Origin of the sequence: Halobacillus salinus (genome assembly GCF_004684905.1) — a bacterium.
GTDB classification, from domain to species: domain Bacteria; phylum Bacillota; class Bacilli; order Bacillales; family Halobacillaceae; genus Halobacillus; species Halobacillus salinus.
Genome location: NZ_SRJC01000003.1, coordinates 143,672 through 156,784, shown reverse-complemented (window position 1 = coordinate 156,784; position 13,113 = coordinate 143,672). Strand labels below are relative to the sequence as shown.

Below are 13,113 nucleotides of genomic sequence, written 5' to 3'. Positions count from 1 at the left end.
GTGTAGTGTACGTATAGAGAGTAGGAGGTGAGAGGGAAGATGGAAAGTGTTCAAGCGATGAAACAGGATGATGGAAAGAAGCAAGTGATTACGGGGATTTGTTTGATATTGGGTTCGGCAATTTTTCTTACTGCCATGATTATGAAGTTTTCCATCCATTCCATTTTCGATTTTATATTCTTTGTCACGCTGGCTGGAACGGGAATGTCTTTGATAGGGGCAGGGTACTCGGACTGGCTGAAGGGGAAGGGCCCGGTTGAGCTGGGAGTCGACCAAGAGAGTGGGTTTATAGAATCATTACCACGCAAGATGTACTTGCAGATGAAGACGACAAGCGAATTTGAAGCGGATTTATATGATTTTTCTGAGCAGAGCTATTCTCATGTTTCTGAACAGTTGAACGCTTCACACAAAGTATTAACGAAGCTGAGCCAATGGACTTCGAACAGTGCGTTACGTCCGGCCCATTTCACGGTGTACGACCAATCGGAGAAGCCGGTCTATTTAATCGAGAAAAAAGGTGGCTTTGGGTGGAGGAGCTATGTGAAGCGTGCGTCAGGTGAATATGTTGCCTATACGACACGTACAAAAAATAGGACGACTGGACAAACGATTTATAAATACATCGAACACAGTCAAGAGAAGTGGGTGGCAGAAGGCGATCACTTCATTGGTCATATGACACTGAAGGACGCAGACGGCAACGCTTGGGCTGTCATGAAGCGAGGGGCCATTAATACAGAGGTGCCAGAGTCATTTCAAAGTAAACCTGGCTCTTTAATGGAGTGGAACCGGAACGAACAGGTGCCACACTCGCTGCTCGCATTTATGTTTATCATTCAGTTTCATGACTCGATGTAATGGATAGATTCGATGATTTCCTGTAGAATGTAAGTTAGAATTTTCTAACATATTCACTTATAAGGAGTGGAGAAATGAATTTTTTCTCTCATGATACGAACCTGCAGGCGTTGTTGAAGGAGAAGCTCACTCCAAGATTTTGGGCATGGGCAGGTCATGAGTTAGAGGAGTTCGGGGGCTTATGTGCAACGGACATTGATGAACGGGCGGCTCACACAGACCGTGAGGGACAGCCGAAATTGATCAAGTATGACCGGATGGGGGAAGATATTTCTCATGTCTGGCTGAATGAAGGGTACAAGAAGACGGTCGCAGATACCTATCAAAGAGGGATTGTCGGCTATATACATAAAGACATTCCCACACTTGGTGAACGAGGGAATTATGTGTACTCCTTTGCGCAAGGTTATCTTCTCTCACAAGCAGAGCCGGGATTCTACTGCCCGGTGACGTTGACGATGGCTACCGCTTACTTGATCGATCATTACGCTGACGAGGCACTAAGGGATAACTATTTACCTCACGTCCTTTCCACAGGAGATGTGGAGTTGTATGAAGGGGCTACCTTTCTAACAGAACGTCAGGGAGGGTCAGATGTCGGAGCGAACGAGGTCACCGCAGTTCGTGAAGGCGATCATTATCGTATATTTGGAGAAAAATATTTCGCGAGTAATGCCGGAGCATGTGGTGTCGCGATGGTACTTGCGAGAATGGAAGAGGCAGCACCTGGAACAAAGGGGCTCAGTCTATTCCTAGTTCCTTGGCGTCAGGAAAATCAGTCGTTGAACGGAATACGTATCCGTAGACTGAAGGATAAGTTGGGAGTACGTGCGGTTCCGTCTGCTGAAGTGGAATTCGACGGTGCCAAGGCATTTTTGGTAGGGGAACCTGATCAGGGGTTCTATTACATGATGGAAGCTTTGAACTTATCAAGAATATGTAATGCCGTCGCCTCAATAGGCATCATGCGCAGAGCCTTTTCCGAAGCATTAGACTATGCAAGAGGCCGTGAAGCGTTTGGGAAGCCTCTCATTGATTACCCGATGATCAAAGAGACTCTAGTTCATATGAAGGTCAAGCAGGAGCTTGAAACGCGTGCAGTATTTGAAGTGGTCGAACAATTCGATTCGCTGACGAAGGCAGAGCAACACCGTCAGTCGAATGAGTTTATGCTGTTACGCTTACAAATTGCTCTGATCAAAAAAGAAACCGCTGAACAAGCTGTCCATTTCACGCACGAAGCAATCGAGATGCACGGTGGTAACGGGTATATCGAAGACTTCGTGACTCCTCGCTTATTGAGGGATGCCCAGGTGCTTACCGTCTGGGAAGGTACGGCGAACATATTAGGGTTAGAAGTGCTACGGTTGTTGAACAAATCAAAGGCACATCATAGTTTTTTTGAAGACCTTCGGAGGAGGATCTCTCAAGCATCTGTACTAGAAGAGGAGAAGCGGTTGGTGCATCAGTCGCTTGAAGAAGCAGAAGCATGGGTCGAATCCATTTTGCAGCAACCTTCTGGGGCGCAGACCTATTACAGTAAGAAGATAGCGGAACGACTCGTGCTATTATTCGAAGCCTCTGTTGCTTTAGAGAAAGCTTCAGAAAGCTTGGAGGAGGAACAGAAAGCCCGGTTATATATCCAGCATCACTATGGTAATGATAAGGTCCAAGAGGTTCCACTTGTTCTTCAATTGGCTGATGATTTGTTGGGGGTTTCGGTGAAGTGAAGATAGCAGTTAGCGGCCTCTTTCTAAGAAAGGAGAGCCGCTTTTTTATGCTGTTTTTGAGAATGAAAAGAAGGGAAACATAGAAAAGAATGACGATTGACGGCATAACTTTATTTTGTTAGCATATTAGCAAGCTAAAGGATTAACGGGAGGTCGATGGGAATGGCGAAACGATTGATGTTCGAAAAACCATTAGGAATGCGCGATACGCTTCCTTTTTTCTATAATCAGAAACAAAAGGCGAGGCAGCGGTTGTCCGATTCGATTCTGTCCTACGGGTATTCGTTTATGGACACGCCTTTGATGGAATACCACGAAACGGTCGGGAAAGTGAGTGCGACACTTGATCAACAGTTGTTCAAGCTGTTGGATCAGCAAGGGCATACGCTCGTTCTTCGTCCAGATATGACGGCACCGATTGCTCGAGTTGCCGCTTCGCAATTGAAGCAGTCTGAATTTCCGCTGCGGCTCGCTTACGGAGGTCCTGTCTTTCGCGCGCAGCAAGCAGAAGGAGGTAAGCCTGCTCAATTTGAACAAGTCGGAACGGAATTGATCGGAGACCATTCCTCCTACGGCGATGCAGAAGTCATCGCATTGCTCGTCGAATCATTACAGGATGCGGGTCTTGAGAACTTCGTCATCACCATCGGCCATATCGGTTTTGTGAAGGCATTTTTCAGTGATGTGTTAGGCGAAGACGAAGAAACGACGGAAACGTTATTACAGTACTTATATCGCAAAAATTATGTTGGATACCGGGAAGCGGTGAAAACTCTACCGGTCTCAGAAGATAAGAAGCAAGCTCTATTGCAGCTGTTGACGCTGCGAGGAGGAGAAGAGATCTTCGGCTCGAGTCGTTCGCTTGCCCGCAATCAAACGTGTATGCAGGCTGTGAACGAATTGAAGCAGCTCTTCCGACTTCTGAAAGACTACGGTGTGGAACAATTCGTACAGTTCGACTTGAACTTGATCAGCCACATGGATTATTACACCGGCATCCTCTTCGAAGGCTATGCGCCAAATATTGGAGCTCTGTTATGTAATGGTGGGCGTTACGATGCGCTACTACCTTCTTTCCAATTGAACGCATCAGCTACCGGGTTCGCCATTCATCTGGAACGACTTGTCGAAGCGTTAAGTGAACAAGCGGATGAAGATGATCGTATCGGCATCATTGTAGACGATGATACGTACACGAACGGGATTCAGAAAGCCAAAGAGTGGAGGCTTCAAGGGCACTCTGTCTTGTTACAGCACCGTGATCAAATCCCGGATGTTTCAGCTTTTAAAGACCAACTATCTAAAACCATCGACTTAACAGCGGAAGGAGGAGCGGATGATGAGTGAACGATTGACCATTGCCATGCCCAAAGGACGGATTTATGAAGAAGCAGCTGAGTTAATGCAGAAAGCAGGTTACGAACTCGGTGCAGATCTTGATGAATCTCGCAAGCTGATTTTGGATTTTCCTGAGCAGAACATACGCGTCATGATGGCAAAGCCGATGGACGTTGTCACATATGTGGAGTACGGTGCAGCAGATATCGGAATAGCAGGAAAAGATGTGTTGCTCGAACAGGACCGCGATGTATATGAAGTGCTCGATTTGAAGATCAGCCCTTGTTATGTAGCGGTTGCTGGACTGCCAGATCAACCGCTAAGTCGTATCGCTCCGAAGATCGCGACTAAATATCCGAAGGTCGCTTCCGACTACTTCAGGGAGCAAGGGGAACAGATTGAAATTATCCCGCTTAACGGATCGATTGAGCTTGCACCACTGATCGGTCTTGCCGACCGGATTGTAGATATTGTATCCAGTGGTCGTACGTTGAAAGAAAACGGACTGGTCGAATACGAAAAAATCGAGGATATCACATCACGCTTGATTGTGAACCCAGTAAGTTATCGTGTGAAGAGCACAGAAATCGAAGAGATGGTGTCGAAATTAAGTGAAGTGATGGAGGAGGTCAACGCATGAAAATCATAAATAAAGCGGATCGTCCTTCACTAAGGCGTAGTGTGGATCAAGGAACAGTAGAACAACGTAAATCCGTTCAGTCTATCATTCAGGAAGTGAAAGAGAACGGGGATGAAGCAGTTCGTAGGTTTACGGAACAGTTCGACGGGGTTCTCCTTGAAAGCCCTAGGGTGACGAAAGAGGAGTTTGATGAAGCTTACGATTCGATGGATGGAGAATTCATTACAATCTTGGAAGAAGCAGCGGCAAACATCCGCAGTTTCCACGAAAAACAGCTACCGACTTCTTGGTTTGATACCTCATCGGATGGAACGATGCTAGGACAGAAGATTACGCCGATTGATGCAGCGGGTGTGTATGTGCCCGGAGGAACGGCAGCATATCCCTCTTCGGTGTTCATGAATATCATTCCGGCCCAAGTTGCAGGTGTCGAGCGGATCGTTATGGTCACTCCCCCAGGGGAAGACGGGAAAGTCCCGGCTGGAGTTCTTGTATCGGCAAGGATTCTCGGTGTCTCGGATGTTTTTAAAATCGGCGGAGCCCAAGCCGTAGCTGCTCTTGCTTATGGTACAGAAAGCATCTCTCCTGTCGATAAAATCACGGGTCCTGGGAACGTATATGTAGCGCTTGCGAAGCGGGAAGTGTTCGGGGATGTGGATATCGATATGATTGCCGGACCAAGTGAAATTGCGGTGTTGGCTGATGACACAGCACGTCCGCGAGAAATCGCAAGTGACCTTTTATCCCAAGCGGAACACGATGCGCGTTCATCAAGTGTGCTTGTTACGACAAGCGAGCATCTTGCCGAACAGGTTCAAGAGGAAGTGGAATCCCAGCTTCAACAGCTGCCGCGCGAACGAATCGCAAGGCAGAGTGTGGAAGATTACGGAATGATTCTGTTGTGCGATACGTGGCAAGAAGCCATTGATGCAATCAATGAAATTGCGCCAGAACACTTGGAAGTCATCTGTGAAGGTCCATTTCAAAGCTTGGCGAAGATCAAGCATGCAGGTGCGATTTTCTTAGGTCCTTACAGTAGTGAGCCGGTTGGGGACTACTTCGCAGGCCCTAACCATGTCCTTCCGACGAATGGAACAGCCCGGTTCTCGAGCCCGTTGAATGTAGATGATTTCTTGAAAAAATCAAGCGTGATTTCCTATAGCGGAGAAGCGCTTCAACAAAACGTGGATAAGATTGCCCGGTTTGCCAGGTTAGAAGGCTTAGAAGGTCACGCAAGAGCAGTCGAATCACGTAAGGAGCGATGGACATGACGAAAGAACGTAAAGCAGAACTGAAAAGGAAAACAAGAGAAACCGATATTGAGCTCGCTTTCTCCGTTGATGGGCAAGGCAAAGCAGATTTGGATGTACAAACCCCATTCTTAAGCCACATGCTCGAGCTGTTTACAAAGCATGGCTTATTCGATCTCACTTTAAAAGGACACGGTGATGTCGAAGTGGATGATCACCACTTGACCGAAGATATCGGGATTGTCCTCGGCCAGGCTTTTCGTGAAGCAATCGGAGATAAATACGGAATGAAGCGATATGGGGCGATGACGCTTCCGATGGATGAAACGCTCGTGACAGTAGCGGTAGACTTAAGCGACAGGCCGCACCTGGAGTGGCGGGCAGAGTTGCCTAAAGACCGCGTCGGAACGTTCGATACGGAGAATGTCCATGAGTTTTTCTGGAAGTTTGCGCTTGAGGCACGGATGAATTTACATATCGTTCTGCATCATGGCCACAACACACACCACATTATCGAAGCGATGTTTAAGGCGCTTGCTCGTGCCTTGGACGAAGCTACACAGATCGACCCACGCGTCCAAGGGGTGCCGAGTACGAAGGGGAGTTTATAACATGATTGGAATCATCGATTATGGCATGGGGAATTTATTCAGCGTCTCTAAAGCACTCGAACGTCTGGAAGTAACGTATAAGTTAGGAGATCGACCGAGTGATCTGGAAGGGTGTGATGGATACATCCTCCCAGGTGTAGGAGCATTTCCGGATGCGATGCGTGCACTAGACGAACACGGCTTGATTCCTTTCATCAAACAAAAAGTAGCAGAAGGTATCCCCCTTTACGGGATCTGTCTCGGTATGCAGCTATTATTTGAGTCGTCCGAAGAAGGCGGGGAAACCGAAGGGCTCGGATTGTTCCCGGGTCGGATCGTCCGTTTCCCTGGAGTCGATAACCAAGGCCGCTCTTACAAAGTGCCGCATATGGGATGGAACCAATTGAACATAAAACAACAAGCTCAGCCTCTTCTTCAAGGAGTGGGAGAGGACTACGTTTATTTCGTCCACTCGTTTGTTGCCAAGACTGAAGAGGAGCGTATTCTGTACGCAACGGCAGACTATCATTTGGACGTACCGGCGATTGTCGGACAGGATAACGTGGTCGCAAGCCAGTTCCACCCTGAGAAAAGTGGAGAACCTGGTATGCAGCTGCTCGAGAATTTTTGCAAAGTAATGGTCAAACAGTGAGGAGCCGATAATCATGTCTTTTACGATTTATCCAGCGATTGATATGTTAGGCGGAAAATGTGTCCGTCTGGAACAAGGTGATTTTGAAAAGGAAACGGTCTACGGTGAGAACCCGTTTGAAGTGGCGAAAGGGTTTGCGGAAGCAGGCGCCTCTTGGATTCATATGGTCGACCTCGATGGTGCTAAGCAAGGAGCGAAACAGAACGCAGAGCACGTGCTACGAGTAGCGCAGGAGCTTGAGTGCCAAGTCCAAATCGGCGGAGGGATTCGTACGGAGGAGGATGTCCGCTTTTATTTGGATCAAGGAGTGGATCGTGTCATCATCGGTTCGCTAGCGGTCCGAGACCCGGAGCGAACGAAATCTCTACTAGCAAAATACGGGGAGAAGATTGCGATCGGACTCGATGCACGTGATGGTTATGTTTCTACAGAAGGGTGGCTGGAATCCTCTACAGTAACAGCGGTCGACCTTGGTAAGGAGCTTGCAGATGCCGGTGCATCTACATTTATTTATACTGATATTGCGAAGGATGGGATGCTCGAGGGCCCTAACGTGAAAGAGATTGTCCGGTTAGCGGAACAAACGAAGGTCAACGTCATCGCCTCCGGAGGAATTCAAGGTTTGGAGGATTTGCATGAGTTGAAGAAATACCAGACAGAGCATGTCATCGGCTCAATCGTTGGGAAAGCCTTATATGCTAATCGCTTCACCTTGAAAGAAGCGCTCGAATTGGAGGAATCGTAATGTTATCGAAACGGATCATTCCTTGTTTAGACGTAAAAGAAGGACGTGTGGTCAAAGGCATTCAGTTTGTAGAAATAAGGGATGCAGGAGACCCTGTAGAACTTGCGAAAATCTATGATGAGCAAGGGGCAGACGAGCTCGTCTTTCTGGATATCTCTGCAACGCACGAAGGGAACAAAACGATGATCGATGTCGTCCGTAAGGTCGCTTCTGAATTGGCGATTCCTTTTACTGTTGGTGGAGGCATCCGTACTTTAGAAGACATGAAGGTGACGCTTCGGAACGGTGCCGATAAGGTTTCCCTCAACTCGGCAGCCGTGAACAGACCAGAGCTTATTACAGAAGGAGCAGATTACTTCGGAAGTCAATGTATCGTAGTAGCCATCGATGCAAGGTACGATGAAGAAAAAGGGACATGGGTCGTCTATACGCACGGGGGCCGCAAACCTACAGAGTGGACAGTCGTAGAATGGGCGCAGGAAGCACAGCGACTAGGTGCTGGAGAGATCCTGCTTACGTCCATGAACCAAGACGGGGAGAAAACGGGGTTCGATCTACCGCTGCTCGAAGCAGTGCAAGAAGTCGTGTCTGTTCCGGTCATCGCTTCTGGAGGAGCGGGATCGAGTGAACATTTCTATGACGTCTTTACGAAGGTAGATGCAGATGCTGCCCTAGCCGCTTCCATCTTCCATTATAAAGAGACATCCGTTGAGAACGTGAAAAACTATTTGAAAGAGAAGGGAGTTGTTGTTCGATGAACATAGAATCGATTCAATTTGATGAAAAAGGTCTCGTTCCTGCTATCGTGCAGGACGCTCGTTCCAAAGCAGTGCTGACCTTAGCGTATATGAACGAAGAGTCTTTGCGACAGACTTTGGATAAAAGGGAGACGGTATTCTACAGCCGCTCCAGACAAGAGCTTTGGCACAAAGGGGAAACTTCCGGCAATACTCAGAAAGTGACCGATATCCACTATGATTGTGATCAAGATGCTCTCTTAGTTCAAGTCATTCCGCAAGGTCCAGCCTGCCACAAAGGGGACTACAGTTGCTTCTCTCATTCCTTACTAGAAGGTGGACAAGAACCGAAAGATCATCGTTATGCGATTCTCGATGAACTACAGGAGGTTCTGTCCGAAAGGAAGGCGACGCTGCCGGAAGGGTCCTATACTTCTACGCTTTTCCAAGAAGGTGTCGACCGGATTGCGAAGAAAATTGGAGAAGAAGCTGGGGAAGTCATTATCGCCGCGAAAAATGACGATCCAGAAGAAATGGCGCTCGAGTCGGCAGATTTGCTATTCCACTTACTCCTCCTCCTGACAGACCGCCAAGTGCCGCTAGATGACGTGCTTGCTGTATTGGAAAAACGTCATTCCTGAGTCTACCGTTTGTCTAGAGTATCGCCTGGCGATACTCTTTATTTTTGCGCAACTTTGAATCGGTATAGACGAGAGTGGGCGGGTTAGTCAAATATCTACAATAAACTTTATCTTTCGTCAAAGCCTTAGGGCAAGTTTTCCTTTAAAATGTCGTCACGTAATAATTAATTTTTCCTATTTTATCAAGGTTTTTTATGTTATACTCCTTTATTAGTGAGATTTGTAACGGAATTAGGGGGACCGTCATGACGACATCATTAGACAGCCCGAACCAACAATCGAACATCATACCTTTCGTGCCGACCGGTCATTTTTACTTCACCCGTGGAATCCAAGCTTTCAAGAAGCGCCGTTTTGATTCCGCAGTCAAGTGGCTGAAGAAAGCAGTAGAAGTAGATCCCGATGAGCCTTTGTATGCTTGTCAGTTATCCGTGATCTACACAGAGCTCGGGTCGTATCACGCTGCTAACCAGGTTTTATCTGATGTCTTAACGAAGTTCGGCGATGATTATATTGATTGTTATTATTTAATGGCTAACAACTATGCCCATCTTGGCCTTTTGAACGATGCAAAAAAATACGCTCAAATCTATCTCGATCACCAAGAGGATGGAGAGTTTCATGAAGCTGCAGAACAGCTCATCAGCATGCTCGATTCTCTTGATGAAGGGGAAGACGCGGAAGATGAGTGGGCCTTTGACGACGAGGATGACCTTTTGATCTATCAAGAAACGTCTTTCTACCACCTTGAACACGAAGAGTGGGAAGAAGCTTTGGCCGTGTTGCAAGAAATGATGCAGATGTTCCCAGACTTTCTTCTGACGAAGCATAAGTATGCTTATGCTTTGTTTATGTATGGGAAAGAACAGGAAGCGATTGAGTATGAGCAGGCTTCTCTAGAACAAGATCCTGCTAATATTCACTCCCATGTGAACTTAGCTACCTTTTACCTGGAACAGGAGCGCGAAGAGTCTGCAATGCCACACATTGATCGCCTGCGCAATGTATTTCCGATGCATGATCAGCAAAAGCTATCTGTAGCGGAAACATTAGCTAGAGCAGGACACTACACAGAAGCTGTAGAACGGTTCCGGATGCTGAAAGGCAATCAGGTAACCAAAAGACGTGTTTATTATAAATGGTACAGTATTGCTTCTTACCATACGGGGAACCCGTCAAAAGCCTTAAACTTATGGGAACAAGGGGTCCAAAGTTTTCCGAAATTAGGCCGAGAAGGCGGACCTTGGAATATCAAATAAATTATAATAAGCACATTTATGGACGGTTTTGGATTGATTTACTATTATAATTACAGAAACATTTAGTGAACTGGATTCACAAGGAGTGATAAACGATGACAGAAGATCGTATTTATGACGTGATTATCGCAGGTGCAGGTCCTGCAGGTATGACTGCTGCTGTTTATACGTCTCGTGCGAACCTTGATACACTCATGCTTGAGCGTGGTGTGCCAGGTGGGCAGATGGCGAATACAGAAGACGTAGAGAACTATCCTGGATTTGAAAGCATCCTAGGTCCTGACCTTTCTAATAAAATGTTTGAACATGCCAAGAAATTTGGTGCGGAGTATGCTTATGGAGACATCAAAGAAGTCACAGATGGCAAAGAATATAAGACGGTCCGTGCTGGTAATAAAGAATACAAGGCTCGTGCAGTCATCATTACGACTGGAGCACAGTATAAAGAACTTGGCGTACCTGGCGAGAAAGAACTAGGTGGCCGTGGCGTATCTTACTGTGCTGTATGTGACGGAGCTTTCTTCCGTGATAAAGAGCTTGTTGTAGTAGGCGGCGGAGATTCTGCTGTTGAAGAAGGTGTGTATCTAACACGCTTTGCAAGCAAAGTGACAATCGTTCACCGTCGTGACGAGCTTCGTGCTCAGAAGATCCTTCAAGACCGTGCCTTCGATAATGATAAGATTGATTTCATTTGGGACACTGTCGTGAAGTCGATCAATGACAAAGACGGTAAAGTCGGAAGTGTAACCCTTTATAACAATAAAACAGATGAAGAGTACGACTTTGACACAAACGGTACGTTCATCTATATCGGTATGATTCCATTGAGTACTCCATTCGAAAGCCTTGGTATCACAAATGAGCAAGGTTATATCGAAACGGATGAAAACATGGAAACGAAAGTACCAGGCGTCTTCGCTGCAGGAGATATCCGCGAGAAAGAATTGCGTCAGATCGTAACTGCAACTGGGGACGGAAGTATTGCTGCTCAGTCTGCTCAGCATTATATTGAGAATCTAATCGAAGAATTAAAAGCGGTCGAAAAGTAATTCGTTTTTAACGCTGTTGTAACACACATGAAACAAAGTTTCGTTATAATGGTGTTGATTAATTGACCCCCTTTTAATTGATAGATCTCTACTTGAGCACAGGTGCCGAAACCTGTGCTTTTTTTTGTGTAGATCTACTACGGAACGATTGGGAATTCCATCTAACGAATTCAGTCATATTATTGTAGCCCCTTGCATATTCATTGTATAATGGAGTGAGGTGCCCTCTAGACAAAAAATGAGGTGACAACGATTGCAACGTGTAGCAAATTGTATTTTAAAAGTTGATGATAAAGTTTTATTATTGAAGAAACCGAGACGTGGTTGGTATGTAGCTCCTGGAGGCAAAATGGAGGCCGGCGAAAACGTCAAAGATTCTGTAGTACGGGAATTCAAAGAAGAGACAGGCTTGAGCATTCAAAATCCGGAACTTAGAGGTTCTTTCACCTTCATTATGAGAGAAGACGAGAAAACGGTACAAGAATGGATGATGTTCACCTTCTATACGACAAGCTTCTCCGGCACTCTTCTGGATGAAAGTGAAGAGGGCGAACTGGAATGGGTACCGGTTGACGAAGTGTTGGATAAACCGATGGCAGAGGGAGATCGGTTTATTTTTGACCACCTTTTAAACAGTGATGGACAGTTGTATGGAACGTTCGTCTATACGACGGATTTCACTCTGATCGACCAAGATTTAAATCCATCCAATTGACCAAACGGGGAGCGATCGATGATGTCTGAAACAAATTCGAATACACAGTTAGTCATTATTACAGGAATGAGTGGGGCAGGTAAAACAGTCGCTGTGCAAAGCTTTGAAGATCTCGGCTTTTTCTGTGTCGATAACCTTCCACCAGCTTTGCTACCTAAATTTCTGGAACTGATGAAGGACTCTCGTAACAATATCGAGAATGTTGCGCTTGTGATGGACTTGCGTGGCCGCGAATTCTTTGATTCACTGTTTGATTCTCTCGATAAGCTCGGGAAAGAAAACTGGATTCAAGAGCACATCCTTTTCCTTGATGCAGAAGATCAGTCGCTTGTATCGCGCTATAAGGAGACAAGACGTTCTCATCCACTTGCTAAAGACGGACTTCCTCTTGAGGGAATCCGGAAGGAACGAAAAATGTTGGACGAGCTCCGCGGTCGCGCCCAGGCGATCATCAATACGACAACATTGAAACCGAAGCAGTTACGCGAACAAATCATTGAGCGCTACCGTGAACAAGAACAACAGGTGTTTTCTGTACAAGTTGTGTCATTTGGATTTAAATACGGTGTACCGATTGATGCGGATCTAATGTTTGACGTGAGATTCTTACCGAACCCCCACTATGTCGAGCACATGAGGCCACTAACGGGGCTTAATACAGAAGTTTCGTCTTACGTGTTCAAATGGACAGACACTCAGAAGTTTCTCGAAAAGCTGAAAGACCTTCTGGAGTTCATGCTTCCTCAATACAAGAGGGAAGGCAAGAGCCAGCTTGTTATCGCGATTGGATGTACAGGAGGCCAACACCGTTCTGTAGCTCTTGCTGAGTATTTGTCCAATCATTTTTCAGGTGATTTTTATACACACGTAACACATAGGGACATCGATAAAAGAAAGGGATTGTAA

At 46.4% G+C, this 13,113-nt stretch carries 14 protein-coding genes; all 14 read left to right on the top strand.

All coding sequences use genetic code 11. The features are described from left to right. Positions 1–39 precede the first annotated feature (39 nt). The 14 genes from E4663_RS13290 (at position 40) to rapZ (ending at position 13,113) form a co-directional block, all read left to right on the top strand. Positions 40–861 (top strand): hypothetical protein, encoded by an 822-nt coding sequence (locus E4663_RS13290; RefSeq protein ID WP_135327969.1) that lies wholly within the window; start codon positions 40–42, stop codon positions 859–861. 74 nt (positions 862–935) lie between these two features. Next, the gene (locus E4663_RS13285) at positions 936–2,591 is read left to right on the top strand and encodes an acyl-CoA dehydrogenase family protein (RefSeq protein WP_135327968.1); all 1,656 of its coding nucleotides are present in this window, start codon (positions 936–938) and stop codon (positions 2,589–2,591) included. Positions 2,592–2,753: 162 nt separating this feature from the next. Further along, positions 2,754–3,938: an ATP phosphoribosyltransferase regulatory subunit gene (locus tag E4663_RS13280; protein ID WP_135327967.1), complete on the top strand. Its 1,185-nt coding sequence runs from the start codon at positions 2,754–2,756 to the stop codon at positions 3,936–3,938. Then, the gene (hisG, locus tag E4663_RS13275) at positions 3,931–4,569 is read left to right on the top strand and encodes an ATP phosphoribosyltransferase (RefSeq protein ID WP_135327966.1); all 639 of its coding nucleotides are present in this window, start codon (positions 3,931–3,933) and stop codon (positions 4,567–4,569) included. Before E4663_RS13280 ends, hisG begins: the two co-directional genes overlap by 8 nt. Continuing rightward, a complete protein-coding gene (gene hisD / locus E4663_RS13270; RefSeq protein ID WP_135327965.1) occupies positions 4,566–5,840 on the top strand; it encodes a histidinol dehydrogenase in 1,275 nt (424 codons plus the stop codon). The genes hisG and hisD overlap by 4 nt, the downstream gene beginning before the upstream one ends. Continuing rightward, positions 5,837–6,430, top strand: a complete 594-nt coding sequence (gene hisB / locus E4663_RS13265) for an imidazoleglycerol-phosphate dehydratase HisB (protein ID WP_135327964.1) — start codon at positions 5,837–5,839, stop codon at positions 6,428–6,430. Before hisD ends, hisB begins: the two co-directional genes overlap by 4 nt. A 1-nt stretch (position 6,431) precedes the next feature. Next, positions 6,432–7,061, top strand: a complete 630-nt coding sequence (gene hisH / locus E4663_RS13260) for an imidazole glycerol phosphate synthase subunit HisH (protein ID WP_135327963.1) — start codon at positions 6,432–6,434, stop codon at positions 7,059–7,061. 13 nt (positions 7,062–7,074) lie between these two features. After that, complete coding sequence (hisA, locus tag E4663_RS13255) at positions 7,075–7,806, top strand: 1-(5-phosphoribosyl)-5-[(5-phosphoribosylamino)methylideneamino]imidazole-4-carboxamide isomerase (protein ID WP_135327962.1); 732 nt, start codon at positions 7,075–7,077, stop codon at positions 7,804–7,806. Then, the gene (gene hisF, locus E4663_RS13250; RefSeq protein ID WP_135327961.1) at positions 7,806–8,564 is read left to right on the top strand and encodes an imidazole glycerol phosphate synthase subunit HisF; all 759 of its coding nucleotides are present in this window, start codon (positions 7,806–7,808) and stop codon (positions 8,562–8,564) included. The genes hisA and hisF overlap by 1 nt, the downstream gene beginning before the upstream one ends. Beyond that, the gene (hisIE, locus tag E4663_RS13245) at positions 8,561–9,184 is read left to right on the top strand and encodes a bifunctional phosphoribosyl-AMP cyclohydrolase/phosphoribosyl-ATP diphosphatase HisIE (protein WP_135327960.1); all 624 of its coding nucleotides are present in this window, start codon (positions 8,561–8,563) and stop codon (positions 9,182–9,184) included. The genes hisF and hisIE overlap by 4 nt, the downstream gene beginning before the upstream one ends. A 245-nt stretch (positions 9,185–9,429) precedes the next feature. Next, entirely contained in the window at positions 9,430–10,443 is a 1,014-nt protein-coding gene (locus E4663_RS13240; protein WP_079478232.1) for a tetratricopeptide repeat protein, read from the top strand. Positions 10,444–10,538: 95 nt separating this feature from the next. Further along, positions 10,539–11,492, top strand: a complete 954-nt coding sequence (trxB, locus tag E4663_RS13235) for a thioredoxin-disulfide reductase (RefSeq protein WP_079478233.1) — start codon at positions 10,539–10,541, stop codon at positions 11,490–11,492. A 253-nt stretch (positions 11,493–11,745) separates the two neighbouring features. Further along, positions 11,746–12,207 (top strand): 8-oxo-dGTP diphosphatase, encoded by a 462-nt coding sequence (locus tag E4663_RS13230; RefSeq protein WP_079478234.1) that lies wholly within the window; start codon positions 11,746–11,748, stop codon positions 12,205–12,207. A gap of 21 nt (positions 12,208–12,228) precedes the next feature. Continuing rightward, positions 12,229–13,113, top strand: coding sequence for an RNase adapter RapZ (rapZ, locus tag E4663_RS13225; RefSeq protein ID WP_079478235.1), 885 nt, complete (start codon positions 12,229–12,231; stop codon positions 13,111–13,113).